The following is a 26,406-nucleotide window of genomic DNA, read 5'->3' on the forward strand; positions in this document are numbered from 1 at the left end:
ACTTTCGTGTTTAAACCACATTTCAGAGCCTTTGTTCTGCTCTTCTCACGATACACTAACGTGTATTCTTTTGCGGTCTTTTTTTCCGAAGTTCCGCCTCTTCCTGTCCGGTCGCTTCCACTCTCTCAAGTGAAAACTCTCAAACTGTTTACGGGTTCCTTTTCTCTCTTCTCGTTGTTTAATTTTCAAGGTCCTGTTTTACTCACCGTTAACTTCGCACCGGAGAGTGTTTACTATATTATCACACCCTTAAGAACTTGTCAACCATTATTGGCAAATTTATTTTGTAATTTACCAAAAAAGCATAAATTCACCAATAGCATTGCAGTTTGGCCATCATTTTGTTATAATTGTATATGTATTACTTTAAAAAATGATATGTTACCTTTAGAACGGCGGAGTAACCGGTTTAGGCCTAGCACAAATTACCGGTTATTCTTTAAAACATTCCGTTATTTTAACAGATCACCTTGGAGGAAAAGTCATATGCCGATTCGGATTCAATCCCAACTGCCTGCAATTAAAGTTCTTGAAGAAGAAAATATTTTTGTTATGACGCATGAAAGGGCAATCTCACAGGACATTAGGCCTCTTAAGATTGTTATTTTAAATTTGATGCCAACTAAAATAGAAACTGAAACACAGCTTTTGAGAATGTTGAGCAATACCCCTTTACAGGTTGATGTTGAGCTGCTGCAAATGGCGACACACACGAGCCGTCATACTCCGGCAACCCATCTGGACACATTTTACCAAACATTCGACGAGTTGAAAGCAGAAAAATTTGACGGAATGATTATAACCGGAGCCCCCATTGAAAACATGCCCTTTGAAGAAGCAGATTATTGGCCGGAATTATGCGAAATTATGGAATGGAGCCGCCACAATGTCTATTCTGTTATGCACATTTGCTGGGGTGCTCAAGCAGGCCTTTACTATCATTTCAATATTCCCAAATATACCTTGCCGCAAAAGCTATCCGGCATTTTTGCCCACCGGGTTTTGGACGAATTTCATCCGTTGGTACGAGGCTTTGACGACATCTTCTATTCTCCGCACAGCCGCAACACCGAAGTACGCCGGGAGGATATCGACCAGCATCCCGAGCTCACAATCCTCACGGACTCTGATTTAGCAGGCGTTCACATTATCGCCAATAAAAACGGACGCCAGTTTTTTGTAACCGGCCATCTGGAATACGACCGCAATACCCTTGCCAATGAATATAACAGGGACCTCAAGAAGGGTTTAAACCCCACCGTCCCCTACCACTATTTTCCAAACGACGACCCAAGCCAGTCCCCATTATTTACCTGGCGCAGCCATGGCGCGCTTCTCTTCTCCAATTGGCTGAATTATTACGTTTATCAGATTACACCATATGATTTGCTGGGAACGCCGTTTTAATGCGGATTCTCAGCGGCAATATGAAAATTGGACTTATCATAAGAGCGGGCAAGCCCGTAAATTTGTGAGTACGGAAGTTGTGGTTATGGATAAGTTCATTATAAAGAATATTTTTATAATAGGAGGGTGCAGTGTGAGATGGCAGCCTCTTATTTTATAGTTATCGAGCTACTAATAATTATATAGTTATATCAGTATCGAAATAATGATTGTGGCAGATTACAGAAATACGATATAATTAAATATAGAGGGTAGTTGGCGTGTGGACAAGCGGCAAAGAGAGGGTAAAATACAAATGAGGAAGAAAAGAAAAAAAATTAAATTTATTTTTCTGTTTTCGGTTTTGGCGATAGTCGCAGTTTTATTGATACCGTTGGCATTGAAATCTGAAAATTTAAGAGGGATAAAAGATAAAGTTGAAGAAGCGTTCAATGGCGGTCAGTTTAAAGACTCCTATAATGCAAAATCACTTATTATGACAGATCTTTCAAATGATGAAGATTTTATATATAAATGTCCAGAGGAACAACAGCTTCCTGCAAGCCTGGCAAAATTGTATGTTATTGAATATGCTTCAACTTTTGTAGAATTAGAGGACGTAATTTGGGCAAATCCAGAAGCGCTTGCACTGACAAAGGAAGGGTCTTCAGTTGCTAATATTGAAGCAAAAAAGTATTCTATTCATAATCTGTTTGCGGCAATGCTAGTACCGTCTGGAAACGACGCGTCTTATGTATTAGCTGATTATTGCGGCGGGATCCTTTTCCCTGAAGCAAAAACAAGTAACGAACGTATTAACGGTTTTATGAAGAATTTGAATACCTATATGCAGAATCAGGGATATAAGGACACTGTTTTATACGACCCCAGCGGTTTCGACACAGGAGCAAGGACAACTGTAGTAGATTTGAAAGCAGTTGTAAAGAAGCTACTGGAAAATCAATGGTTCAGGGAAATTGTATCTCAAACCTCTTATACGGCAACTTTGCCAGACGGGGTTACACAGACTTGGAAAAACACCAACACTTTTCTTGACCCGTCCTCGGAATACTATAACGAAAACGTGATTGGAGTGAAAACAGGTTCTTTATCAGATGATTATAATTTAGTGGTACTTTATAAAATGCACGGAAAAGAATTTCTAATATGCAGTCTGGGTTCTCAGTCGAACTCTTCACGGTATGATGATGTGAATTATATTTTAAAAACAATAAATGAATCGGGCTATTTAAAAGGTAATTAAGGGGGATTACAGTAAATTTTTGTACTTTCCGAAGGTTTTTACGTCTACCAGTAAACGCCCTATGATTTAGGTACACTGACTGATTTATAAAACAAAAAGAAAAAGCGGCCAGGCCGGGAGCAAAAAAACATTACTCCCGGCCTGGCCATTCCATGAGGAAGCTTGAAGCTCGTGCTAATTTTTATCTGCTCTTACTCAATACCACCGGGGGCCAGCCGGCCCAGCTCATTGATCTTATCGCACCATTTTCTGTAATCGTCGGGAGAGAACTCAGGAGTGATAGTATAGTACCTTCTATCTTGCACCAACATTCCCTCAGAATAGTTAAATTCACCGATCATTTTACTGTCATGGTACAACTGAACATTTATCCCTTCCCCTGCCCGGGGGCTTTGGTCATCCTGCAAGCAAACCTTCACCTCTTTAAACTGATCCAAAAAGCCCCTTATCTGTTCAGGATCGCTGCAAAGATATTCTTTCCCGCTGTCACCATTGAAAAAACTAATCGCATCTACTTCGTCAAAATTGACGCCCACCAGCTTTTCAACCGTAGTTTCCCGCGGTGTGCAGGAAGTTAAGCCAAAAAGCAGAAACGCCCCCAGTACTAAAACGCATAGACGTTTTATCGTTACCACTTCCTTTTAGAAAACACTCAGTGCTTCTCCTCAAACAATCCCCTTCGTTGCTTGCCAGGCCTTTCGTTGAGCGCGTTCCACCATGCCGCATTAAAACTCTCTGGAGCAATTTGATAGTATGCCGTCCCACGCTGATCGGGATTAACCAACAGGCAATCTCCCACTACATTGAATATTGCCTCCTCTTTGCCGTCCTTCAGAAAACTCACCAAAATTCCCCCGCCTGTTCTTTCCGGGTCTTCTCCTGGCTTCAGCCTCATTTCCCGCACCAGCTCTACAAAACGGCGAAGCTCCTCCGGGTCGTCGAACTGCTGCTTATACACCCCAATCTGTATGGAAACTGCGTCCATCTCATCTAGCCGGCAGCTAAGCACTTGTTCAACGGTTCGCTCACCCGCAGCATTGTTATGAGAAATCAGTAAAAAAACGCCTGCCGCCACAAAAACAAAAACTACGGCAATGGTTATAATGGACTTCTTCTGTCCAGACACTGCTATCACTCCTGTTTGTGCCATTTTACCAAACACCACTCTGGCTGTCCAACTCAAAACGCAACACTGCCCCATGCGCCGCTTAAACGCTAGGAATACCATACTCTGCAACCCGCAGCAACGCCAAGGTCCGGTAAAAGAAGGAATCTGTACTAAGGCTTTCCGATGTTTCCTTGAGCTTATAATAGGTACTTTCCTGTTCTCCGTATACCGTCAGCGTATCCCCGACTATCGATATCCTCACCAGCCGATTTTCCCCTTGATAGAAACTTAACCCTACTTCGCCGCCGCTGCTGTTGTGTGATTCTCCCTCCACGATAGCAAATTTCTTGAATTCATCAAGGAGGGCCTTAATCCGTGCGGTGTCATGTATTTCTCCGTACCGCGCACCCTGACCAATCGTAATTTTATCCACCTTGTCAAAGTCCACCCGCAGCGTTTTCTCAACCTCAGACAAATCCTTTGTACTGCAACCGGCCATAAACGCCCACAAAACGACGAAGGCAAGAAAAGCAGAAACAAACTTCAGTCTATTCTGCAAGCGCGCCACATCCCTTCAACAGCTTATTGTCTTGATCCTCGTAATAAATTGCGACAACAAGCCAAGGGCAGTCTATCCACCTCCGGCTTATAAACAATGAGGAAGCTTGAATCTCGTGCTAATTTTTATCTACTCTTACTCAATACCACCGGGGGCCAGCTGGCCCAACTCATTGATCTTATCGTACCATTTGTTATAATCCTCACGAGAGAATGCTGGGATAAGATCATAGAAAGCCCTATCGTTCACCAACCTTCCCTTCGTATAGCTAAAGACCCCTATTTCTTTACCGTCTTTGTACAAATGCGCATTGATCCCTCCCCCCATCCGGGGACTTTGGTCATCCTGCAAGCGGACCTTCACCCCTTTAAACTGATCCAAAAAGGCCTTCACCTGTTCTGAATCGCTGCAAAGATATTCCTTCCCTGTGTCTCCATTAAAAAATCTAATCGCATCTACTTCGTCAAAATTGACACCCACCAGCTTTTCAACCGTAGTTTCCCGTGGCGCGCAGGATGTTAAGCCAGCTATTAAAATAAAGCTAAGTATGGAACATATAATACGTTTCATCGTCACTCCCACCTATAATACCACATACTAATGAAGTCGGTATAGGCCCAAGGCCAATAATAAAAATGCGAAAGACCCGTGTCCCACCCTGTACAAACACGAACATAATTTCCGTCTGAGCAGCGTTGATAGCCCAAAGCTAAAAAACTATGACCATCCGGGCTCCCATTATAATGGGCTAAAAGCGAGTTAAAAACCAACGGAAAATTACAGCTAAGGTTATGGGTCAGCCAGTTCCAGTCCGTCGAAACCTCATAATCATCGCCCAGCGATTTTGTACTGGCATATTTGCGGATATAGCTACCCATTCCATCAAACCCCAACCGTGAATTGGTACCATCATCAGTTTTCATTTCAGTGTGCAGTTGCGCAAAAGACTGGGCATAGTAAGAAGAATACAGGCCGCTGACCCCCCGCTTTGTCTGCCAATATTTCAGCATATTCAAGCCGGCAACAGGAGTACAATGTTTATCATAATACGAAAATTGATTCATGGTAAACGGTACAAAGTCCGGGTACCATAAATTTTTGACATCTACCGCCTCATAAACCACCTGCCGGGTCTGTCCCGCGGAGCGCGCCGCACGCAGCGCGGCAGGATTTTCCCCCAGTTCCGCCGTACGCATGGCGCTCTCCGCCATCTGCAGCCGCGCTTCCGCCAGCTGGGCCTTCTGCAACGCCGTGCCGGAAGCCAGGTCATAATAATTGCCGTTTTTCTCTTTCAAATAAGTGTCCAGGCCGACAAACAGCACTTTTTCACCAGCCTGCGGCGCCTCCAGCGCTTCGCCCTGTACACAGTAAACGCCGTCGTAGCCAAATTGCACCAGGCACGCCTCCGCGCCGCTGAAGCTGTACACCATGTAGCCGGTTGCCGCGCCATCTGTTTGCAGGTTCAGCACGCAGCCGTTCAATGACCCGCTCAGGTCATAGGTCGGAATACAGGACGCGACCTGGGTGCGCTCATTCCAGGTACAGCTGGCATCCGCCTCGGCCCGCGGCAGAATCGAAGAAAACACCAAGGCCGAAAAATCCGGGGAAAGCGCATACCCACCGATTTCGCCCTCTGCCGCCGCCACAAAATCTGCCGTTCCCGTCTCCTCGGCTTTTTCCGGTTCCGTGGCCGAAACCGGCGCCGCTACGCAAAAGAACAACGCAACCGCCAAAATGACCGACCAAAAACGTCTGGATTTCCAACTCCTTGCCATTTTCATTCTCCTTTCATAAGTCAAGCTTCCTCACATTCATTATACTCTTATTGTTTTAAAACTCAACCCTTTATTGATATTTTTTATTATATTTATATAATTCAAATGAAACCGGCAGCAACATGCTTGTCCTGCAAACCGGCGCCCCTTTATCCAGCCTGGCCAACAAAATGATTAAAGAAAATGCAAAATAGTCCCGGCCAGCACCATTAGCCTGGCCGGGACTACCGCTTCACCCCGTCAACTGTTCTCTTAAATTGCGTAAAATAACCTTTTCCCGCCGGGAAACCTGCACCTGTGTCATGCCAAGCTCGCTGGCAGTCTCCGTCTGAGTTCTGCTTTTGATATAGCGAAAGTAAATGATGCTGCGGTCGCGGGCCTCCAGATTGCGAACAGCCTCCTTCAGCGAAAGCAGCTCCGCAATATTTTCCTCTTCGCCTTCAACGCGCACATCTACCTGCCCGCCGCCCTCCTCAGGATCCGCGGTCAGCGACAACGGCTGCTGGCCTGCGCATATTGCCTGGGCTGCAAGCTCCGGTTCCACCTGCAAAATATCAGCCAGCTCCCCTACCGAAGGCGGACGGCCCTCCCGCTCGGTAAAATTTGCCGTTTCGCGAGAGGCCTTGAGCGACAGCTCTTTTAAGGTCCGGCCCACCTTAACGGTTCCCCCGTCGCGGAAAAGCCGGCGGATCTCACCTAAAATAACCGGGACGGCATAGGTTGAAAAGCACAGCCCACGCTCTTCCTCAAAATGATCGACTGCCTTTACCAGCCCAACACAGCCGGCTTGGAAAAGATCGTCATACTCAATGCCACGCCCTTTGAAACGACGGGCGCAGGAATGTACCAGCCCCAGGTTTTCGCTGATCCGTTCTTCCCGGCTACTCATGCGCCACCGGACGGCGGGCCAGGCGTTTTCTCATGGTAACAGTCGTCCCCTTTCCCGGGTGGGAGGTTACACGCAGCCCATCCATAAAGCTATCCATGACGGCAAAACCCAAGCCGGCCCGTTCCTCGCCCCCAGTGGTAAACAGCGGCTCCATAGCCTGCTTTACGTTTTCAATGCCGCAGCCCTTATCGCGTATTTTCACCTGCAGCTCTCCGTTTTCAAACAGCTTTGCCGTTATGTATACCGTGCCAAGGGTGTCGCGGTAAGCATGAATAATACAATTGGTCACCGCCTCTGATACCGCCGTTTTAATATCGCTCAGTTCATCAATGGTTGGGTCCAGCTGCGCGGCAAAGGCCGCCACCGCTGCACGCCCAAAGGCCTCATTGGACGAACAGCTGAGAAAAGAGACCGCCATTTCATTAATGATTTTTTTCTTCTGTCTCATTTTTCTTCCACATCCTTTACCATCGTGCATAGATTCCGGATTCCTGCCATGGATACGATTTTTTCCAACTTTTCCGGCATGTTAGCCACGCAGACCTGGCCGCCCCACATGCTGACCAGCTTATAGCGGCCTAAAATTAAACCTACACCGGAGCTGTCCATAAACTGTACGCCGGAAAAATCCAATGTGAGCGTGTGCGGCTTCACCTGTGAAGCCGCCGAGTCGATTTCCTCACGGACCTCTCTGGCTGTATGGTGGTCAATTTCTCCTTCCAGTAAAGCGGTGAGCTCTCCTGACTTAAATACAAGCTGCACTGACATGAAAAACCTCCTTCGTCCGTATGAAAAAATAATATTATTAAAGAAAAGCTAGTATGGGCAGATTTATCCAAATTATTCCTATTTTTATTCAAAACAGAAACACCGGTAAATATCGTCACACGGCTAAAATAAAAGAACCTCCATCCACTAGGATAGAGGTTCCAGCATGCATATTTCCGCGAAAAGAGGGGACAAGCCCTCAGTTTTCCTTCGTCTTTTTTCGCTCTAACTCCTGAAAAACCAACGGCCTTATATCGCCCGCCAAATATAAAGAGCCACAGATTAACAACGGTTCCCCCCCAGCCTTTACAAGTGCCAGCCGCAGCCCCTCTTCGACATTGGCGGCCGGCTGGGCCGGTATTCTCCGTTTTTCCCAATACTGCGCCAATTCCTCCGCCGGCAGCGCACGCGGCCCGTTCGGCGCAACCGTCACAACACTGGAAAAAATGCCATCAAGCTCCCGGACTGCCGAATCTACGTCCTTATCCCGCATCATCCCGGTTAAACCGACAATTCGCTTATGCGTGACCTGTTTTTTTACAGCTCTTGCCAAAACGCGGATTCCATCCGGATTATGGGCGCCGTCCAATAAAACGACCGGGCTTCTGGAAAGCACCTCCAGCCTTGCAGGCAGGCGAGCCGCCGCTATTCCCTCTTGGACAGCCCGGTCTGAAATCTGCCAGCCCAGGCCGCGGAGCTCCTCAATAACAGAAAGCGCCGTAGCCGCATTTTTCATCTGATGCTCTCCAGCCATGGCAACGCGCACCGGGATCCCGTTTTTCCATAGCAGCTGCGTACCGTCAATAGAGGCTTCTACTAGCATTAAATCATTTAAACCGGCAATGACGAAGCGATTTTTCATCACCTCGGCTGTAATCTTCAGCATATTGAGCGCCGCACGGGGTTGGTCGGGGTAACAGACGCAGATGCCGCCTTGTTTCATGATGCCGGACTTCTCAAAGGCAATTTGCTCAATCGAATCCCCCAGTACAGCGGTATGGTCCAGCGAGATGGAGGTGATGACTGAAACCAACGGCGCGTCTATGATATTAGTCGCATCAAAACGTCCGCCGAGGCCTACCTCCAGCACAACCAACTGGCAATCCTGCCGCCGGAACCATTCGAAGCCCAGCGCCGTGATCCACTCAAACTCCGTAACCTGGATGCCGGATGCCTCCAGCCTTCTGATAAGCGGCAAATATTCCTCTACCAGCTCTGTCAAATCCCCGTGCGGGATAGGAATACCGTTCACTTGAATCCGCTCGCAAAAATCGGTGACGTGTGGTGAGATAAAAAGCCCCGTCCGGTAACCGGCCCTTTCCAGCACCTTGGCAATCATCTCCGAGACAGAGCCCTTCCCGTTTGTTCCGGCAACGTGCACAAAGCGCAGCGCTTTATGGGGATTTCCCATCTCCGCCAATAAACGTTCGATGCGCTCCAGCCCCGGACGCCGGACAAAGCGCTGGAGGGAATCAACCGTATGGACCGCTTCCTCGTATGTCAAAAGAAACCTCCCAAAGCCGTAAGGGCTTTTACAAAACTCATTTATTTCGTCAGCGCCTCTATGCCGGACTGAAGCAGCGCAATATGCTCCTTCAGCTTTTCCGCATTTTGGCGTACCCCTTCTACAACATTTGCGGGCGCTTTGCCGGTAAATTTCTCATTATTCAGCTTGGCCTCCGCTGTCGCATACTGCTTTTGCGCGCTTTCCAGTTCCTTCGTCAGGCGCTTGATCTCCGCCTCCCTGTCCACCAGCTCCTCCATGGGAATAAAAATCTGCGCATCCGGGGTAACAATGGTCACAGCGCCCGGAAGATCAAAGGCTGTTCCCGCCTCGATGCCGGTTGCATAAGCCAGGCGCTGGAAAATCGCCCTGCCGGCTATAAACAGCTCCGGCCTGGCAGAAGCAATGTAGAGCATTGTTTTTCTGCTCGGCGGCACGTTCATCTCGCTGCGGCGGTTCCGAACGGCACGCACCGCATTCATAATACTTTCCATCTGCTGCGCCTTTTCTGTAAAAACAAGCTCCTCCCTGTAAGAAGGATAGGCTGCAGTGACCAGGGCCTCACCCTCATGCGGCAGCGCCTGCCAGATTTCCTCGGTAATATAGGGCATAAAGGGATGCAGCAGCGCCAGTGTTCGCGACATCACCCAAACCAAAACCTGGCGTACCTGCTGCGCCGCGGCCTTGTCTTCACCGTTCAGGCGGATTTTCGCCAATTCGATATACCAGTCGCAGAACTGGTCCCAGATAAAATCATACAGCTTCTGCGCCGCAATGCCGAGCTCAAAATGCTCCAGATTTTCGTTGACCTCACCCACCACGCGGTTGAAGGAATCCAGAATCCATTGGTCTTCCATGGAAAGCTCAACCGGCAGACTGTTCGGAACATCATGGCCGTCAATATTCATCAGAATAAACCGCGAGGCATTCCAGATTTTGTTGGCGAAATTCCGGCTGGACTCTACCTTTTCGGTGGAAAACCGGGTGTCGTTGCCCGGGCTGATGCCGGTAATCAGCGTAAACCGCAATGCGTCTGCACCGTATTGAGCAATGACCTCAAGCGGATCGATGCCGTTCCCCAGCGACTTACTCATTTTACGCCCTTGTGCATCCCGGACCAGGCCATGAAAGAACACCGTATCAAACGGCGCCTGGCCCATGTGTTCCAGCCCAGAGAAGATCATTCTTGCCACCCAGAAAAAAATAATATCATAACCCGTCACCAGGGTGTTAGTGGGGTAGAAGTAGGCCAGGTCCTCCGTCTGTTCCGGCCACCCCAGGGTCGAGAAGGGCCAAAGAGCGGAACTGAACCAGGTGTCGAGCGTGTCCTCGTCCTGCCTTAAATCCGCACAGCCGCAGTGCGGGCAGCACTCCGGCGTCTCTTTTGCCACCACCGTCTCGCCGCAGGACGGGCAGTACCAAGCCGGAATCCGGTGTCCCCACCACAGCTGGCGGGAAATGCACCAGTCCTTGATATTATCCATCCAGTTAAAGTAGGTTTTCTCCATCCGTTCCGGAATAAAGCGGATCTTCTTTTCCTTTACCACTTCAACCGCCGGCTTTGCAAGCGGCTCCATTTTTACAAACCATTGCTTGGACACACGCGGTTCAACAACCGTGCCGCAGCGGTAACAGGTGCCGACATTGTGGCGGATATCCTCCACCTTAATCAAATAACCCTGTTCTTCCAGCGCCTTGACAATCGCCTTCCGGGCATCGAGCGCCTCCATTCCCTGGTAAGCTCCGCCGTTCTCATTGATGGTGCCATCCTCATTCATGACGTTGATGACTTCCAGCTGATGGCGCAGCCCAACCTCAAAGTCATTCGGGTCATGTGCCGGCGTAATCTTCACGACGCCTGTTCCAAAGTCCTGTTCCACATATTCATCCGCGATGACCGGAATTTCCCGGCCCACTAACGGCAGGACAAGCATTTTTCCAATCAGGGACTGATAGCGCTCATCTTCCGGGTGAACTGCAACAGCCGTGTCGCCCAGCATGGTTTCCGGACGGGTAGTCGCCAGCTCCAGGTAGCCTGAACCGTCCTTAAACGGGTAACGGAGGTGCCAGAAATGGCCGTTCTTTTCCTCAAATTCCACCTCAGCATCGGAAATGGAGGTCCGGCAGTGCGGACACCAGTTGATGATTCGCTCGCCGCGGTAGATCAGCCCTTTTTCGTACAGGCGGACAAAAACCTCACGCACAGCACGGCTGCAGCCTTCATCCAGCGTAAAGCGCTCACGTTCCCAGTCGCAGGAAGAACCCAGCTTTTTTAGCTGCTCGACAATGCGCCCGCCGTACTGAGCCTTCCACTCCCAAGCCTTTTCCAAAAACGCTTCGCGGCCCAACGCCTGCTTGTCAACGCCCTCCTTACGCAGCATCTCCACGATCTTCGCCTCTGTCGCAATAGAGGCATGGTCCGTGCCCGGCAGCCACAAAGCCGCATAGCCCTGCATACGGCGCCAACGGATCAAAATATCCTGCAGCGTTTCATCCAGAGCATGCCCCATGTGCAGCTGCCCGGTAATATTCGGCGGCGGAATCACAATTGTATATGGCTTTTTCTCCGGGTCACGCTCTGCGTGAAAATAGCCGCCCTGCAGCCAAAAGTCATAAATCCGATCCTCTACCTCCTGCGGGTCATAGGTTTTTGCCAATTCCTTACTCATCATTAAGCCCCTCTTTCCTCAATCATGCCGGGTGTTCCCCCGCCGTAAATACAAAAATCCCGCGTACAATGCTACTCGTACGCGGGACGAAACCAACAGCAACGGTTCGCGGTACCACCCGTCTTCGGACGCTGCTCACACAGCCCCCCTCCAGCTCCTCAAAATAAGGATACAGCCTGTAACGCGGCCAGACGGCCTACCCTAATAAAAAGACTTTCCTCGGGCAGGCGGCTCCGGGACGACTCATTCACAGAAAAGGGGCATCTGGTTTTCACCGGCCACCAGCTCTCTTTCTATGCCGGACTCTTCTGTCTTTTTCCCTTCACAGCCCTTAAATAAAACCTTAAATTTTATATATAGTATATACACACGTGCATTCTTTTGTCAAGCCCGTAATCATACGGATGCTTCCGGCTGATACGGCTCTTTCTTCACGCCCGTACGAATGGGCTTATGCTTAGTATTCTGGAGGGAAAAGGCAATATTCGTCGCATGGTCGGCAATTCTTTCCAGGTTTATCAATACATCGTTGTAAACTGCTCCGGACTGTGCGGAGCACGCTCCGCTATTCAGCCGCTCGATGTGCTCATCCTTCAAGCGATCGGTCTCCGTGTCTATATATTCCTCCTCATTATTGACCTTAAAGGCCAACTCATGGTCACCGCTGCCAGTAATAAATAGCTTGTAGGCGTCGTTTAAAATCTCTGTAACAGCCTTCCGCATCGCCTGCAGCTCCTGCGTGGCTAATGGGCTTAAATCCGCCTTGCCGCCGATCAAGATCTGCGCCTGCTCCGCGATGTTCTCGCTGTGGTCGCCGACACGTTCATAATCGTTGACTACATGGAACAAGGCCCCGACGACATCGCGGTCATTGTCCTCCAGATCCAGCGCATTTATTTTAACCAAATACTCCGTAACCTGTTGATTCAGATAATTGATGATTCCTTCCGTTTCCGCAATCTCCTGTATTTTTGCAGGATCCTTTTCCAACAGGGCCTCCATGGAACGGTTAAAGTTCCCCTGCGCCAATGTGCCCATCCGCTCCACCTCTTTTAAGACCTGCGCAACGGCAATCGGCGGAGTTTGGAGGATACGGGGGTCCAAGTAGTGAAGGCTCATGGCTTCTACCTTCTTATCCTCACCAGGAATAATCGTACAGGCAAGCTTTACCAGATAGTTGCTCAGCGGCAGCAAAATCGCCGTCGTTATTACATTGAACAGAATATGGATAAACGATATCTGCATCATGACATTATCGGGGAACAGCATCTGCACCCATGAGACAAGCGGCAGGCAGATGGTCAGCACCGTAAAGAGCGCTGCGCCGATGACGTTGAACAGCAAGTGTACCGCAGCCGTACGCTTTGCCGTTTTCGTCGTGCCGATACACGAGAGCAGGGCCGTAATGCAGGTGCCTATGTTCTGCCCGTAAATGACGAAAACAGAGGTGTTTAAGGTTGTGACACCGCTTGCCGCCAGCGCCTGCAGGACGCCGATTGAGGCTGAAGAGCTCTGAATAATGGCGGTAAATACCATGCCCACCAGCAGGCCCAGAAATGGGTTTTGCAGCTGGGAGACCAGATTAATAAAGAGCTCTGATTCACTGAGCGGCTCCATGGCCGTGCTCATCAGCGTCATGCCGAAGAATAGGATGCCGAACCCCGTGATGATCTGCCCAATATGCTTTTGAAAATTTTTCTTACAGAACATCATTATCACGACGCCTGTAAAAATAGCCAACGGGGCGATTTGGTTCAGCTTGATTGCAATCATAAAGCCCGTCACCGTCGTGCCAATATTAGCGCCCATAATCACCCCGACGGCTTGGCCCAGCTGCATGATGCCAGCATTTACAAAGCCGACCACCATGACCGTGGTCGCCGAAGAGCTCTGAATAACCGCCGTCACCAGCAGGCCGATCAACGCCCCCATGTATTTATTTGTCGTCAGGCGCTCAACCAGATTCTTCAATTTGGAGCCGGCAGCCAGCTCCAACCCTTCGCCCATCAGCTTCATGCCGTACAGAAAAAGCCCCAGGCCGCACAAGAGTGTCATTACATTTTCCAGCGTCATAAACACCATTCCTAAGTAATTTTGTTTTAATCATAAATTCTTATTGATACAGAGCATTCTTTTTCGATAAAATAATACCGTATATCCCCTTGTATATAATTCTTATTTAGAAATAAATATCTTTAATTTCAATCTTCCCCTTGGGTCAAAATCATAGTAAATCAATATTATATATTTAATAAATAATAAATTGATTTTGTGATTCTAGGCGTTTTTCTATTAAAGGATCTTAATTTCCGGTTAAAATTCTCCAATTTTTAGCGCACAATTTTATAAGGCTTTATTCCAAACGTGGAGCAGCTTGTCTTTTTACGGGACCCTGTATAAACCCGGCAGCAGCGTTCCTTTGCAGGCACAGTCCTCCGCCTGTAGCCACTGTGTATTAATTCAAAGGGCTTTGCGGCAGCCCGGCTGCCTCTGCCTGTCTTTTGGGCAGTACCGGCCCGGGCTCATGCGCGGAAAGCTTTCCATATGCCTTTTTGTTTTGTAAAACCTCCACGGTCTATACTGCCTTCCTGCCGCCCTGTCCGTATTGCCGGCAGGAGCGCCGCGGACATCTCACTAAACCGGTCCGCGCCTTCCGCGTAAAACAAGCTGGTGAAGCGGTAAAAAATATGATATAATAATCCCCGCAAAACGGATTGTCTTATCCTTGTTATGAAAGGACCCATGTTATGAAAAAAATAGGCGTCATGACTGACATTCATAATAATGCTGTCGCCCTTGAGGCTGTCTTGAATGTGTTTGACGCAGCCCAATGCGAGGAAATAATATGCTGTGGGGACATTGTTGGAATCGGCCCCTTTCCCCAGCAAACAGTTGATAAGGTCATGTGCATTCCGGGTTTAATTGCCGTTAGCGGAAACCATGACCGCTATTTAAGCGAGGGTATTCCCGAACAGGAACAAATGGATGCGGAAGAAATCGCCTATCACCAATGGGAAAGAGAAAAACTCTCCAAGCCCGCAAAAGATTTTATCACCGCACTGCCTGCCCGCATCGATCTTGAAATCGAGGCCGTAACCATCACTGTGCTGCATTACCCTATGAATAACAGAAATGAATACTACCCCTTGACCGGCCATTTACAGGCCAACGATTTCAGCCGTTTGTTGGGTGGCATTAATAGCAGCATTACCCTTTTTGGCCATGACCACAGGCAAATTTCCTATGAAACAGGCAGAAAAAAATATTTAAACTGCGGCCCTCTCGGCTGCCCGTCGGCAACGCGGAATATCGCCAGGGGCGGCATCCTGACCGTAGACAACGAGCACGCCGCTATGGATTTTATCGCTGTTCCCTATGATGTCCAAAAGGTAATCGATGAAATTGACAAAATAAACTATCCCTGCGCGGATAGTATCAAGCATATCTTCTACGGAATAAAATAGGAGCAAAGCCGCTGGACTGAAGTAAGCGGGCGTTCATCCATGCAGAAACATTGACATTGATTTCACAAAGATGTATGATAAAGGTTACGGAAATTAAGCCCCCTAATTTTTTATGACTATTTTATTCCCCGCCCGGTGCATCCCTGAGAATAGAGGAGATATTTTATGGAGCAGAACATACTACAGCGTTTACAAGGCATTTCCTCCCTGGTCGGCGGCACTCCGCTGCTGGAGATTTCTTTCCGGTTTGGCGGTCAGGAGCGGAAGATATATGCCAAGGCCGAATACTACAACCTGACGGGAAGTATAAAAGATCGCGTCGCGTACCATATTTTAAAAAAGGCCTATCTGAACGGCACTATTCACCCCGGCGACAGAATTGCGGAGGCAACCAGCGGAAATACTGGAATTTCTTTTTCCGCGGTTGGAAGCTACCTCGGGCACGAGGTCGTCATCTATATGCCGGACTGGATGAGCCAGGAAAGGATCCGGCTGATGGAAAGCTATGGCGCTACCGTCCGGCTTGTCTCCCATGAACAGGGCGGTTTCCTCGGCTCTATTCAAATGACGGAGGAACTTGCACGGGCGGGCGGCGTATTCCTGCCACGGCAGTTCTCCAACGGTGACAACGTCGAGGCGCACTATTTTTCCACCGGTGAAGAAATTGCCGTACAATTAGAGCGGCTTGGCCTGCGGGCCGATGGATTTGTGGCCGGAGTAGGTACAGGCGGAACCGTCGTCGGCACTGGGCGGCGGCTGAAGCAAGCAAACAGCTCCTGCAAAATTTTTCCGCTGGAGCCGTCTAATTCCCCGACGCTCTCCACCGGCTACCGTACCGGCGCACATAGAATTTACGGTATTTCCGATGAATTTATTCCCGATATTGTCAAAGGCGCCAGCCTGGATGATATACTCTCTGTAGACGATGGAGATGCCATTAATATGGCGCGCCTCCTTTCACAAAAGCTCGGCATTGGCGTGGGTGTTTCTTCCGGCGCAAATTTCCTTGGCTGCATCCTCGCACAGGAAAAGCTGGGCGGCGGCATCCTTACAACCGTTTTTGCCGACGATAATAAAAAATATCTGTCCACAGACTACTCCTGCCATCAGAATGAAAAAGACGGGGACCTCGCTCCTTTAGTTGAGCTATTGGGGGTAAGAGCCTATTCCTTCCGCCAATAGCATAGAGGAGCCCCAATCAAAAAGGTTTCCAGCCTCTGAAAAAGACGGCTGGAAACCTTTTTGATTAGAAACGATGAATGTTAATTTTCGTTGCTTGATTAACCGTCGCCAATCAGTATAATAGCTGGTAAAGGAGGCATTTTCATGATTGAAGATCGCATTAAAAGGCTGAGAAAGAATGCGGGTATGAGTCAGGAGCAGCTGGCTGTCCGGCTCTCGGTTGTCAGGCAAACTGTTTCAAAATGGGAAACGGGGCTCTCTGTTCCAGATGCTGAAATCGTCATTAAAATGGCGGAATTGTTTCATGTTTCCGTAAATGAGATTCTTGGAGTTGAGCCCAGCCCCTCCGTTGAAGATATAACCGAGGAACTGGCCAGGGCCAATGCACTCCTTGCCGAAAAGGCCGGCAGAGAGCGCAACCTCAGACTGGCAAACAAAAAGAGGGGATTTATTCTTTTATTATGCTTTACCGCGATGCTCCTTGCCCTTGCGGTAAAGCACCCCATTGTTTCCATCGTCCTCATCGGTATATGCCTTGTCTCAGCATTGCTTATTTTATACCGCAACCTTGCCCTGCTTACCAGTATTACAACAAGTGACCTGAAAATCCGAGCGCTGAAGGCGACAACCCTATTCGATGCCGCCCTTTTGTTGACAGGCATCGCCATTGCTGTTTTAACCGGGCTTCATGTCATTGAAATACCGGACGGCAACGAGAAGCTATTGGCCATGTCAATCGTTTCTGTTGTCATGATCTTTTCAGGGATAGTCTCTCCCAGGCTGCCGTTTAACAGGCATACGGGCCTCCGCCTGCCGTGGACCGTTCAGGACGAGGATACCTGGAATATCGCGCATCGCGTGCTTGGCTTTACAGCGTTCCCGATTGCGCTCCTCTACATTGCGGGCGCAATAACCATTGGGAACTTTGAAGCGGTTACGCTCTTCGCTGTCATTACCTGGGTGGGGCTCCCCGCGCTCATTTCCTTTATATTTTACTATCGTAAAATGCACGGCCGGTTATAGGGCCGCAGGGGCCTCCCTTTTCTAAAAAGCTCTAAGCCTGATAGCAGCGCCCCTTTTTCAGCATTAAAAGAGCCATCATATAACAAGCAGCCAACAGCAAGGAAAAGTTATGCTGGGAGCGGAACAAGACGACAAAGCCTAAAACAGAAAGCGGCAACAGCGTGAAAAAGGAAACAACCTCAATCACCTTACCAGCTGTTTCCAAGGGGTGGCGTAAGCATAAAAAGGCAAACAGCGTTTGCCCGCCGTCTAAAGGCTCTATCGGCAGCAAATTTAACACCGCTAACAGAAAATTAGCAGCAAAAAATACATTTTCCCCCTGCCCAAGGCTAAGGAATACCGCGCAGGCCACCGCATTGGCGCAGGGACCCGCGAGAGAAATCACCGCATCCTCAATATAATGGTTCGCCCGGCTCTCCCTTTTGACAATCTCAATACCAAAGGGGCACAGCCTCAGCTCTGCAGGCGGTGTTCTCAGTAAAAGCATAGCTAGTAAATGCCCGCTCTCATGAATCATAGCCGCCAATAAGCCATACAGCGCTACACCGTCCCGGTCTGTAAGCAGTAAAAAGGTCAATGCCGCCAAAAAAAAGAAGCTGATATGCAGGCGAAAACCCCTTATAGTAAAATTCATGGGGCCGGGCTCTCCGTTGCGGAATTTTCCTCGGAGGGTACGCCAGACGTTTCCGGGACTGTTGAAGCAGCCGAGGCCGCTGCGCCACCCTGACTGCTCTCGGTTATGGATGAGTCCGGCGAACTAACTGATGAACTGGGTGGAAACAGCGACCAAACGGCCTGGCGGACACCGTCAAGCTGCTCCTGCGCAACAATACTCTGATTCAAGGTCTGATAATACCAATCCTTTACCGCCTGGTATGCATCCCCACCCAGCAGCTTCACCACAAGCGCCGCCAGCAGCAGTACTCCGCAGACAGAAACCTGAACAATGGTTAAAAGGCGTTCACTGATTTTGCGCTCTTTTCGCCGGGTGCTCTCCAGCTTTACTTTTCCTACCCTATGTTCATAGGACGCCGCCTGCGGCATTTCTTGCAAGCTTTCATCTGCATCTTCCTGGAACAACCTCATCTTACAAACCTCCTTTTTCTTAGCACTACCAATATATGAGGAAGTTGTCCCAAACAGAACCGCGGAAACTCCGTTCAGCAATTAACATAAAAGCAGCAGCCTCCCGTATTGTATGGAAGCTGCTGTATCTTCTTTTTATTTATTTTTCATGATGCGGGTGAGTTCTTCCATAAAAGTATTAATATCCTTAAACTGGCGGTATACAGAGGCAAAACGCACATAAGCCACCTCATCAATACTTTTCAGCTTTTCCATTGCATACTCGCCGATCCGGCTGGAAGAAACCTCGCGATCCAGCGTATTTTGAAGTGTATTTTGAATATCATCCACCGCTTCCTCCAGGAGATTCAGCGGCACCGGCCTCTTCTCGCAGGCCCGCAACAAGCCGCGGAGCAATTTATCACGGTCAAAGGCCTCGCGGGATCCATCCTTTTTAATAACGATAACCGGAACTGTTTCTATAATTTCATAGGTTGTAAATCTTTTTCCGCATTTCAGGCATTCTCTTCTACGGCGAATACGTTCACCCTCGTCCGTTGGCCTGGAGTCGATAACCTTGCTTTCTTCATAAGAACAATACGGACACTTCAACGCCAATCACCTCTTCCTTCATCTTATAAATAAAGAATATACCATAATTACCCAGATATGCAAGAAAAACTTTTCAAAAAACACGCCGCTTCAACCAATTCTGACAGTTTATTGAAGTTTTTCCGGTACACTTCTATGATATAATCACCGCTGTAACCCATTTGCTGAAGCTGATTAAAAAAGTACTGATAGGGCACGCTTCCCCTCCCCGGCAGCAAACAGTCCTCCTGCCCGTCTCTATCATTGAGGTGAACATGCACCAACCGGTCCGCCATAGCCTCTGCCATTACAAAGGGGTCGCTCCCCGCCCGAAAGGACTGCTTAATATCCAAAACAAAGGCGCAGCTTTCTCCCAGCTGACAGCGCATGCGCCGGATAAAATCAGGAGACTCGCTGCGATATAGATTGACATTCTCCTGTGCCAGCGTTATGTGGTACCGCCGCCCCAACTGATACAATTTTTCATAGCGCTCAAAATACTGCTCTTCAGTCAGGCTTTTACTAACCTTCTTCTGCCCGTGCAGCACCACAATAGAAGCCCCCAATTCAGCGGCCGCCTCAAAGTACCGCTTATAAAACTCCTCTCCGTCATGAAACCGGCGAATATAGTCGGAAAAAAGCAAAAAGCTCTCGAATCCGGAGGTAAAGGGATGAATAGAGCGGACGGCTGCACCGCAGCCGTCCAAAATCCGCTTCTGCGTCTGAAGATAGGGCTTCTCAAGCTCAGAAAAAGAGTTTAAGAATACCTCAAAACGCCGGAAGCCCAATTGCAGGAGCCTATCCAGCGCATTTTCAGTTTCCAGCGGATATAAGCAAGCCGTAGAAATTCCGATCATCTGTACTCCTCTATACACTTTCTTTCCAATTTATTTTATCGAGCCAAACGCATTGCCATACCGCACCACTGACGAGGCCGCCATCGTGCCAATTTTTGTCTCGAAAAGCCATTGCCATTTCCGGTTGTCTAAAAGGCGCGGAAAAGCCCCACGGCTGTGGGACCATTTAAAAGCCGCCGGCTTATGAGGCGGCAGGAAAGGCAGGGATCACGCTGCCTCCTGCTCCCTATTTTCTCATAACCGATGGTCTTGGCGCCAGGCGCGTATGGTATCAATCATCGCCAAATAGCCCTCTGCCGGCACATAATCAGGGATGGAATTTCCGGAGCTGAACGCAATACCACCCCGCTCTTGAACCTTATCCAGACAGTCCAAAATGTAGTCCTTGATATAAGTCTCCGGATAGCGGCAGAGAACATCCGTGTCAATCCCGCCAAAATTTCCGATGCGATCTCCATACCGTTCCACCCATGTACTGAAATGCGCGATGCCGTCCTCATTCGAATGCTTGGCATCGATTTTTGCCCCGTCAATCAGCTCGTCAAAAACAGCAAACAGATTACCGCATGAATGCAGCAAAAACGGCTTACCCATAGCGTGAACCTTGTCCGTAATCCGACGATACTGGGGAATAATATTTTTACGGATATCATCTGTTGAAATCAGCGTCATGGTATTGAAGCCCAGGTCGTCGCCAAATCGCAGCACACAGAAAACATCTGAAAACTCCTCTATAAAGCGTTCCCAAATCCGATACTGCACATCCCCCATCGCCTTAAAAATATCTTCAAAAAGTTCCTCATCGTCTCCCTTGATATAGCACAGGTCCATATAGCCGACAAGGTCTTGCACCGTCTCAAAAAGCCCATTTCCAACTCCGCCTATCGCGCGCATTTCTGGGGGACAGGCCTCTGCAAAATTACGGATATAAGGCGCATAGGCTTCAAAATACAAACGGGGAATATCCTTCCAGGGGTACCGTTCAAAATCCGCACGATTTTTAATACAACCGTCCTTGTGTTCCCCTAGGGCTCCGCCGCCGACCAATACCCCGCAAAGGCAAAACTCCATAGAAGCTGTATCATATCCCATTTGTCGCCAGAAATCCCAATACTCTCGAAAGCCTTGCCTGCTTTCTGCCATGTCCTTTGAAAACATCTTGTCAAAGGGCCTGGTCCCCACGGTCTCAAAAATCACTTTCGCTCCAACAGCATGCTCGTACAGCGGTAATCGGGGCGCCCATTGGTTGTTGGCTGCCATGACAATATTTCGATAATCCGGCTGAAACTCATATTTCTTTAAAAGCACCACAGCAATTCCTCCCATAAGACCTCGTTTTGTCTTTGATAGCATTATAGCTTTATTCCCGGTAAGATTCAAGAGCTTGTTCTCACACCGTCTACAGGGCTGCTTCCGCTCCTTCCTCGGAGGGCGGGTCGTCGCGGATACAATCCAGAAAAGTTTGCAGCGGCTCTGTAAAATGCTTTGGCTCATTCCAAGCCGCAAAAATTTCATTTTGCAGAGAAAAGCCTGTAACCGGCAGCAGCTTCAGTGTTCCCCTGCATACTTCTCCCTGGATCAGCACGTCCGGCAGCACCGTGATACCCAGTCCGGCCTTGGCGGCCTGAACCAACGCCGTGGAATTTACACTTGTCCACAAGGGCTGCAGGGTTATGCCGTTCAGCAGAAAAAAGCTGTCCAGGGTGTCGCGAATTGCACTGCCGCGTTCCCGCAGCAGCAAGCGTTCTACAGCCAATTCTTCGGGGCTCCCGGGCTGTCCCGCCTGGAAGCAATAATCCGGGGCGCAAGCCACCTTCAAGGTATAGGCGGAGAAGGTTTCAAAGCCAAAGCTCCCATTTGGCCTGGCCCCCTCCAGCAGGGCCAGGTCGGTTTTCCCCGTCCGCAGCAGCTCCGTTACCTGAGTAGCGCTTGCCACCGTAACATTTACCGGTATTTGAGGCAGCCGTTGGGTAAATGCACATAAGACCCCGGGCAGCCAATAGCAGGCCATGGTAATGCAGGAGGCAATACGCAGCGGCGTTTCCTCCTGAAGGTGTTTTATGGTCCTATTGAGGTGCTCGTACTGCTCCACAATTCCGGAGGCCTGTTCCCAAAAACGGACGGCATAGGATGTCGGAGCCATCTCCCGCCCCCTGCGTTCAAATAAAACAGTGCCGGTTTCCTCCTCGAGATCTTTAATAGCATGTGAAACGGCAGACTGGGTCAGGTACAGTCTTTCCGCCGCCCTAGTAAAATGGAGCTCTTCAAAAACAGCTTTAAAAACAACCAAATGGCGTAGTGTCACCACAAAGCCCCCTTATGAATTAGATTCATGTTTCTTATTAAAAGATATAATTTTTATAATCAATTTGCAAGTGCTATACTGTAAACAAGGAGGAATGCACATGCGAACTCAAAAAAAGCGCTTACTCTACCCTTGGCTGTTTGGGGTAAACCTGTTCATCAGCACTTTCACCTTTGGCGGCGGATATGTTGTTGTGCCGATGATCCGCAAATACTACGTAGAGAAAAAACATCTGTTCTCTGAGGAGGATCTGCTAAACATGGCGGCGGTCGCACAGTCTACTCCCGGGGCGATTGCCATGAACCTTTCCGCGCTGGCCGGTTACCGAACCGCAGGCGTTCTCGGCGTGCTAGTCAGCTGCACGGCCGCCGTTCTGCCGCCATTAGTGATTTTATCCATTTTATCCGTATGTTATCAATCCTTCAGCAGCAATGAAATTGTGGCCAAAATATTGCTCGGCATGCAGGCAGGCGTTGCCGCCGTGATTGTGGAATTAATCATCGATATGTTCCGTACCATAATCCGTGAAAAGTCCTGGCTTTTTACCATTATGGCGCCCTGCGCCTTCGCTGCTAATTTTATCCTACAGGTCAATGTTGCCTTTATTTTACTGGCCTGTGCCGCGCTGTGCCTGCTCCGCGTTTATGTACGGCGTTGGAAAGGGGGCAACACGCTTGAATAAGCTAATCGCACTTTTTCTTGCCTTTTTTCAAATTGGACTGTTCAGCATTGGCGGAGGCTATGCTGTCATGCCCGCGATTCAGGAGCAGGTTGTTCACCAGCATGGGTGGCTGACTGAGAAAACCTTTACCGATATTATTACCATTTCACAGATGACGCCCGGCCCTATTGCGGTGAACACCTCAACTTTCGTCGGCATCCAAATTGCCGGTATTCCCGGCGCCCTGGTTGCCACCTTCGGCTGCGTTATTTCCGGCGTTGTCCTGGCAGTCCTGCTGTTTCGCTTCTTTCAGCGCCATCAGGGCTCTCTTTATGTTTCCGAAACGCTAAAGGGGTTGAAATCCGCATCACTCGGGCTGATTGCCTCTGCCGCCGCTACCATTTTATTGCTGACCTTTTGCGGGACCTCGGATCTGAATTTCGGCACAGCTATCCCCTTAAACTGGATGGCTGTCGCCCTATTTTCAGCCGCGCTTTTCTTACTGCACCGAAAAAAAATCAGTCCTATTCCCGCCATGCTGCTTACCGGGGTTGCAGGATTATTTTTATATTAATGAACAACCGGCGGCTTCCCTGTTAAAAGCTATCTCAAAAGCACAGCGCCAAGCAAGCTTCCACGCGTTGCCCGCGGAGCGGGCAGTAAACCCGTTATACTGCAACCATATAAGCCTTTGCGGTCTTGTTCCGCTCTTGAAATGCGCATTCTATGGTTTTGCGGACATTTTCCTGCCGCGCCTGGCACCCCCTCATACACTTACCGGGAAGTCTTTGCGCCGTCTTCAAAAAACTTAAAGACATGAACAAAGGCGATGCAGAAAGGTGACTTTCCGTATCGCCTTTGTTTGTAGCCAAATCACATAGACCGCCGTAATCCGCGGCTTATATCAGCGCCTGGGCAAGTCCATTCCGCCGCAGCAGCAGGGCCGCCTCTTCCGCGGAATGTGCCAGGCCGATATTGGGATAGCCCGCTAAATCCTTCTCATTTTTAAAGCCAAACCCAAAGCTGACGGCCATAAACTTCACACCTGCTTCCTGCGCCCCCACAGCGTCATAAGAAGTGTCGCCAATCAGCACTGCCTCTTCCGGGCGTATACCGCCCAACTGCTCCAGCGTAAGGCGTATAATATCCGCCTTTGTCCGTTTTGTTCCTTCTTGCGTACCAGTCACACAGTCAAAATATTCCAGCACGCCAAACTCCCGCAGGCCAATCAATGCCATATTCTCTCTTTTTAGGGTGCTGACGCCCAGCTTGACTCCCTCCGCATGCAGCAGAGCGACCAATTCGCGTATTCCCGGGTAAAACCGTACCTCATGGACGCCGGTGACGGCGTATTCCTTACGGTAGCGCCGCTCCGCTTCCTGTGCATCCGCAGCCGCCAGGCCCGAAACCGACCGGAAAGCGTCGTAAATCGGCGGCCCCACATATCTGCCCAGAAGCTCCTCACCCAAGGTCGGAAAATGCATCTCTTCCAAGGTCTTGTTAACACACTTAAAAATTCCCGGCGAGGTATCAATGAGCGTCCCATCCAGGTCAAATAATACGGCAGATAAGGCCATGCAATATCCTCCTGAAAAAATTAGTAAAATATTTTGCGATCCGTGTATTGGATTCATTATAACATATTTATTCTCTCTTTTCCACACACAAGCAGTGGATTGAACTGAAGTTTAACAAGGCAGGGCCACGGCCCATCGCTTAAATGAAAAGTCTTGCCGCAATCATTTTCGACCTGCTTTTACCATTTTCAGGATTCCTTTACCTTAAATTCTACATACCACAACGCATTTCCCTGCATGGTAATCGTGCTGCCCGGCCAGGAAATTCGTTCAAAGTCGTGCGCTTCGTCCACTGCATAACACACAGCTTCGTCAGGGTTCGCGCCTTTGACCGCCAAACTAAACCTGCATTCCTCCATATTTCTATTCACCAGCAGGACACCGCCTTTGAAACCATCTACCGCCGCACATACATAAACGTTCTCCGCGCCCGTCTCGCTGAAAGCTTCATTGCTAAGCTGGTAGAGCTTATGAAAACCGAAAAAGGCATAATACGCTTTATAGACATCATGCGTAGTAAAATTGAACAGGCCGCAATAGGTGGAAGTGATTTGAGCATCGTAATACATGCACATATCCGTGGAGGTCTTTTGCAGCGCGCACATCCCCGCCGCGATATTGGCGGCGTCCCGCAGGCGCCCCTTTTCCGCAATGCCCGGGTTCCATTCATTCAGGAATATTTCCACGCCGCCATAGCCGTACTGCTCCAGCTTTTTTCTCGCATAGGCGGCATAGCGCACATTATCCTCCACATCTGCATAACTATGCCAGGAAAAGAAATCTAGCACAGTGCCATTTTTTTGGCAATACTCCAGAAAACGATCCATAAAGTCTATAAAATAGCCGACCCTGGGGCTGGAATGCGCATCTCTGATAAAGCTGTCGGTATTGATGGCATAAAAACCGCAGGAACCGTAACCGCCCACCCGAATGCTGGGGAACAGTGCCTTCAAATGCCTGGCGGTAATATCATACATTTCAAAGAATTGCTCCGGCGTTCCCTTCCACATGGGATTATCCTCCACATCCGGCGTGTTGTCCGGTTCATTCCAAATTTCCCAGTACCGGATGCCAAAGTGGTAGCCGCCGGCCCAACCCTCATTATAATGGCGGACAATACCCGCACAAATGCGGGCCCATTTATGGAAGTCCTTCGGCGGATAGATGTGGTAGGCCCTTAAAAAGTGGAAGTTTTCAATAGTCGCGCCCAGACGGAAAAAGGGCTCTATCCCATATTTAACCATTTCCTCCAAGAGCCGGTCTGTAAAGGCAAAGTCATAGGAGGCCGGTTCTGTCTCATCCGCGTCAAAATCCGGAAAGATATTTTCAATATCCACAAAATGCGCCCCGCCAAACCGTCCGCCGGTATCATGCAGCCTTCCATATGGAACCCCGGCTTCCTGAAGCTTGGCAAACAAATTGTTTTCATGGGTGTCATAGGGCATGCAGGGAACATTGTTCACCGCATGCATGGGCTTAATCTTTCCCGTTTGTTTAGTAAAATCCACCTTAATCTTCTGCTCCATAAAAATACTCCTCCGCTCAATCATCTAAACCCACTCACCGGTTGGCTTTGCTTAGGTTATAGCATTGAGACGTTGTATTGTCAATAAAAATCGTTTTGGCTCACAGAGCTAACACGTTTGTTCGGCTCACAAAAGCCGGCGGTGAAGGTTTGGCACAGCCTCTAGTTTTATGCGCGCCTCATTTGACGGTTTGCCCCTGGGGCTCAAAGCACTGTGCAAATCCAGTCGAAATT

At 49.2% G+C, this 26,406-nt stretch carries 26 protein-coding genes and 1 other annotated feature; of the genes, 7 read left to right on the forward strand and 19 right to left on the reverse strand.

Translation table 11 applies throughout. The features are described 5' to 3' along the window. Positions 1–486 precede the first annotated feature (486 nt). Together metA and DPQ25_RS10730 are read left to right on the forward strand one after the other, a co-directional pair. Positions 487–1,407: a homoserine O-acetyltransferase MetA gene (metA, locus tag DPQ25_RS10725; protein ID WP_112333181.1), complete on the forward strand. Its 921-nt coding sequence runs from the start codon at positions 487–489 to the stop codon at positions 1,405–1,407. A gap of 262 nt (positions 1,408–1,669) precedes the next feature. Beyond that, complete coding sequence (locus DPQ25_RS10730) at positions 1,670–2,650, forward strand: serine hydrolase (RefSeq protein WP_242978301.1); 981 nt, start codon at positions 1,670–1,672, stop codon at positions 2,648–2,650. 191 nt (positions 2,651–2,841) lie between these two features. Here DPQ25_RS10730 and DPQ25_RS10735 read toward each other — a convergent pair whose 3' ends face one another. The 11 genes from DPQ25_RS10735 to DPQ25_RS10785 form a co-directional block, all read right to left on the reverse strand. After that, entirely contained in the window at positions 2,842–3,285 is a 444-nt protein-coding gene (locus tag DPQ25_RS10735) for a hypothetical protein (protein WP_112333183.1), read from the reverse strand. Positions 3,286–3,302: 17 nt separating this feature from the next. Next, positions 3,303–3,800: a hypothetical protein gene (locus DPQ25_RS10740; RefSeq protein ID WP_146740557.1), complete on the reverse strand. Its 498-nt coding sequence runs from the start codon at positions 3,798–3,800 to the stop codon at positions 3,303–3,305. A 58-nt stretch (positions 3,801–3,858) separates the two neighbouring features. After that, a complete protein-coding gene (locus tag DPQ25_RS10745; protein WP_112333185.1) occupies positions 3,859–4,317 on the reverse strand; it encodes a hypothetical protein in 459 nt (152 codons plus the stop codon). 135 nt (positions 4,318–4,452) lie between these two features. Continuing rightward, positions 4,453–4,887 carry a hypothetical protein gene (locus tag DPQ25_RS10750; protein ID WP_112333186.1) on the reverse strand — a complete coding sequence of 145 codons (435 nt, stop codon included), beginning with the start codon at positions 4,885–4,887 and terminating at the stop codon, positions 4,453–4,455. A 2-nt stretch (positions 4,888–4,889) separates the two neighbouring features. Then, positions 4,890–6,092, reverse strand: coding sequence for a hypothetical protein (locus DPQ25_RS10755; protein WP_112333187.1), 1,203 nt, complete (start codon positions 6,090–6,092; stop codon positions 4,890–4,892). A gap of 232 nt (positions 6,093–6,324) precedes the next feature. Further along, positions 6,325–6,981 carry a sigma-70 family RNA polymerase sigma factor gene (locus DPQ25_RS10760; RefSeq protein WP_112333188.1) on the reverse strand — a complete coding sequence of 219 codons (657 nt, stop codon included), beginning with the start codon at positions 6,979–6,981 and terminating at the stop codon, positions 6,325–6,327. Next, positions 6,974–7,429: an anti-sigma F factor gene (spoIIAB, locus tag DPQ25_RS10765; protein ID WP_112333189.1), complete on the reverse strand. Its 456-nt coding sequence runs from the start codon at positions 7,427–7,429 to the stop codon at positions 6,974–6,976. Before spoIIAB ends, DPQ25_RS10760 begins: the two co-directional genes overlap by 8 nt. Next, positions 7,426–7,749, reverse strand: coding sequence for an STAS domain-containing protein (locus DPQ25_RS10770; RefSeq protein WP_112333190.1), 324 nt, complete (start codon positions 7,747–7,749; stop codon positions 7,426–7,428). Before DPQ25_RS10770 ends, spoIIAB begins: the two co-directional genes overlap by 4 nt. Positions 7,750–7,948: 199 nt before the next feature. After that, positions 7,949–9,253, reverse strand: coding sequence for a bifunctional folylpolyglutamate synthase/dihydrofolate synthase (locus tag DPQ25_RS10775; protein WP_112333191.1), 1,305 nt, complete (start codon positions 9,251–9,253; stop codon positions 7,949–7,951). Positions 9,254–9,294: 41 nt separating this feature from the next. Beyond that, complete coding sequence (locus DPQ25_RS10780; RefSeq protein ID WP_112333192.1) at positions 9,295–11,922, reverse strand: valine--tRNA ligase; 2,628 nt, start codon at positions 11,920–11,922, stop codon at positions 9,295–9,297. 79 nt (positions 11,923–12,001) lie between these two features. Continuing rightward, positions 12,002–12,257, reverse strand: a binding site (T-box leader). Positions 12,258–12,318: 61 nt separating this feature from the next. Further along, positions 12,319–13,995, reverse strand: a complete 1,677-nt coding sequence (locus DPQ25_RS10785) for a Na/Pi cotransporter family protein (RefSeq protein ID WP_112333193.1) — start codon at positions 13,993–13,995, stop codon at positions 12,319–12,321. A 674-nt stretch (positions 13,996–14,669) separates the two neighbouring features. Here DPQ25_RS10785 and DPQ25_RS10790 point away from each other — a divergent pair. From DPQ25_RS10790 to DPQ25_RS10800, 3 genes are all read left to right on the forward strand, one after another. Then, positions 14,670–15,386, forward strand: coding sequence for a metallophosphoesterase family protein (locus DPQ25_RS10790; protein WP_112333194.1), 717 nt, complete (start codon positions 14,670–14,672; stop codon positions 15,384–15,386). 165 nt (positions 15,387–15,551) lie between these two features. Then, positions 15,552–16,568 (forward strand): PLP-dependent cysteine synthase family protein, encoded by a 1,017-nt coding sequence (locus DPQ25_RS10795; protein WP_112333195.1) that lies wholly within the window; start codon positions 15,552–15,554, stop codon positions 16,566–16,568. Positions 16,569–16,712: 144 nt separating this feature from the next. Next, positions 16,713–17,591 (forward strand): XRE family transcriptional regulator, encoded by an 879-nt coding sequence (locus DPQ25_RS10800; RefSeq protein ID WP_112333196.1) that lies wholly within the window; start codon positions 16,713–16,715, stop codon positions 17,589–17,591. Between the two features lie 31 nt (positions 17,592–17,622). Here the strand turns inward: DPQ25_RS10800 and DPQ25_RS10805 are convergent, their stop codons facing one another. The 6 genes from DPQ25_RS10805 to DPQ25_RS10830 form a co-directional block, all read right to left on the reverse strand. Further along, positions 17,623–18,225 carry a site-2 protease family protein gene (locus DPQ25_RS10805; protein WP_112333197.1) on the reverse strand — a complete coding sequence of 201 codons (603 nt, stop codon included), beginning with the start codon at positions 18,223–18,225 and terminating at the stop codon, positions 17,623–17,625. After that, on the reverse strand, positions 18,222–18,677 hold the full coding sequence (locus DPQ25_RS10810) for a hypothetical protein (RefSeq protein WP_112333198.1): 456 nt from the start codon (positions 18,675–18,677) through the stop codon (positions 18,222–18,224). Before DPQ25_RS10810 ends, DPQ25_RS10805 begins: the two co-directional genes overlap by 4 nt. 135 nt (positions 18,678–18,812) lie before the next feature. Further along, on the reverse strand, positions 18,813–19,268 hold the full coding sequence (gene nrdR, locus DPQ25_RS10815; RefSeq protein WP_112333199.1) for a transcriptional regulator NrdR: 456 nt from the start codon (positions 19,266–19,268) through the stop codon (positions 18,813–18,815). 47 nt (positions 19,269–19,315) lie between these two features. Then, complete coding sequence (locus DPQ25_RS10820; RefSeq protein ID WP_242978302.1) at positions 19,316–20,104, reverse strand: sugar phosphate isomerase/epimerase family protein; 789 nt, start codon at positions 20,102–20,104, stop codon at positions 19,316–19,318. Between the two features lie 234 nt (positions 20,105–20,338). Beyond that, the gene (locus DPQ25_RS10825; RefSeq protein ID WP_242978305.1) at positions 20,339–21,415 is read right to left on the reverse strand and encodes a uroporphyrinogen decarboxylase family protein; all 1,077 of its coding nucleotides are present in this window, start codon (positions 21,413–21,415) and stop codon (positions 20,339–20,341) included. A gap of 88 nt (positions 21,416–21,503) precedes the next feature. Continuing rightward, complete coding sequence (locus DPQ25_RS10830; protein ID WP_177577009.1) at positions 21,504–22,409, reverse strand: LysR family transcriptional regulator; 906 nt, start codon at positions 22,407–22,409, stop codon at positions 21,504–21,506. Positions 22,410–22,509: 100 nt separating this feature from the next. On the opposite strand from DPQ25_RS10830, the gene DPQ25_RS10835 reads away from it, so the two are divergent. Both DPQ25_RS10835 and DPQ25_RS10840 read left to right on the forward strand, forming a co-directional pair. Then, entirely contained in the window at positions 22,510–23,091 is a 582-nt protein-coding gene (locus DPQ25_RS10835) for a chromate transporter (RefSeq protein ID WP_112333202.1), read from the forward strand. After that, positions 23,084–23,644, forward strand: a complete 561-nt coding sequence (locus DPQ25_RS10840; protein WP_112333203.1) for a chromate transporter — start codon at positions 23,084–23,086, stop codon at positions 23,642–23,644. Before DPQ25_RS10835 ends, DPQ25_RS10840 begins: the two co-directional genes overlap by 8 nt. 325 nt (positions 23,645–23,969) lie before the next feature. On the opposite strand, the gene DPQ25_RS10845 is transcribed toward DPQ25_RS10840, so the two are convergent. Both DPQ25_RS10845 and DPQ25_RS10850 read right to left on the reverse strand, forming a co-directional pair. Then, positions 23,970–24,647 (reverse strand): HAD hydrolase-like protein, encoded by a 678-nt coding sequence (locus DPQ25_RS10845; RefSeq protein ID WP_177577011.1) that lies wholly within the window; start codon positions 24,645–24,647, stop codon positions 23,970–23,972. A gap of 188 nt (positions 24,648–24,835) precedes the next feature. Next, positions 24,836–26,173, reverse strand: a complete 1,338-nt coding sequence (locus tag DPQ25_RS10850; protein WP_177577013.1) for a GH39 family glycosyl hydrolase — start codon at positions 26,171–26,173, stop codon at positions 24,836–24,838. Positions 26,174–26,406 lie beyond the last annotated feature (233 nt).

It is taken from the genome of Hydrogeniiclostridium mannosilyticum, from assembly GCF_003268275.1.
GTDB classification, from domain to species: Bacteria; Bacillota; Clostridia; order Oscillospirales; family Acutalibacteraceae; genus Hydrogeniiclostridium; species Hydrogeniiclostridium mannosilyticum.

Bases quoted from the DNA above. Each gene is read 5' to 3' on its own strand.
- metA (WP_112333181.1), top strand. From the start codon at position 487: ATGCCGATTCGGATTCAATCCCAACTGCCTGCAATTAAAGTTCTTGAA.
- DPQ25_RS10740 (WP_146740557.1), bottom strand. From the start codon at position 3,800: ATGGCACAAACAGGAGTGATAGCAGTGTCTGGACAGAAGAAGTCCATT.
- DPQ25_RS10750 (WP_112333186.1), bottom strand. From the start codon at position 4,887: ATGAAACGTATTATATGTTCCATACTTAGCTTTATTTTAATAGCTGGC.
- DPQ25_RS10755 (WP_112333187.1), bottom strand. From the start codon at position 6,092: ATGGCAAGGAGTTGGAAATCCAGACGTTTTTGGTCGGTCATTTTGGCG.
- DPQ25_RS10760 (WP_112333188.1), bottom strand. From the start codon at position 6,981: ATGAGTAGCCGGGAAGAACGGATCAGCGAAAACCTGGGGCTGGTACAT.
- spoIIAB (WP_112333189.1), bottom strand. From the start codon at position 7,429: ATGAGACAGAAGAAAAAAATCATTAATGAAATGGCGGTCTCTTTTCTC.
- DPQ25_RS10770 (WP_112333190.1), bottom strand. From the start codon at position 7,749: ATGTCAGTGCAGCTTGTATTTAAGTCAGGAGAGCTCACCGCTTTACTG.
- DPQ25_RS10780 (WP_112333192.1), bottom strand. From the start codon at position 11,922: ATGAGTAAGGAATTGGCAAAAACCTATGACCCGCAGGAGGTAGAGGAT.
- DPQ25_RS10785 (WP_112333193.1), bottom strand. From the start codon at position 13,995: ATGACGCTGGAAAATGTAATGACACTCTTGTGCGGCCTGGGGCTTTTT.
- DPQ25_RS10790 (WP_112333194.1), top strand. From the start codon at position 14,670: ATGAAAAAAATAGGCGTCATGACTGACATTCATAATAATGCTGTCGCC.
- DPQ25_RS10795 (WP_112333195.1), top strand. From the start codon at position 15,552: ATGGAGCAGAACATACTACAGCGTTTACAAGGCATTTCCTCCCTGGTC.
- DPQ25_RS10800 (WP_112333196.1), top strand. From the start codon at position 16,713: ATGATTGAAGATCGCATTAAAAGGCTGAGAAAGAATGCGGGTATGAGT.
- DPQ25_RS10805 (WP_112333197.1), bottom strand. From the start codon at position 18,225: ATGAATTTTACTATAAGGGGTTTTCGCCTGCATATCAGCTTCTTTTTT.
- DPQ25_RS10810 (WP_112333198.1), bottom strand. From the start codon at position 18,677: ATGAGGTTGTTCCAGGAAGATGCAGATGAAAGCTTGCAAGAAATGCCG.
- DPQ25_RS10820 (WP_242978302.1), bottom strand. From the start codon at position 20,104: ATGATCGGAATTTCTACGGCTTGCTTATATCCGCTGGAAACTGAAAAT.
- DPQ25_RS10835 (WP_112333202.1), top strand. From the start codon at position 22,510: ATGCGAACTCAAAAAAAGCGCTTACTCTACCCTTGGCTGTTTGGGGTA.
- DPQ25_RS10845 (WP_177577011.1), bottom strand. From the start codon at position 24,647: ATGGCCTTATCTGCCGTATTATTTGACCTGGATGGGACGCTCATTGAT.
- DPQ25_RS10850 (WP_177577013.1), bottom strand. From the start codon at position 26,173: ATGGAGCAGAAGATTAAGGTGGATTTTACTAAACAAACGGGAAAGATT.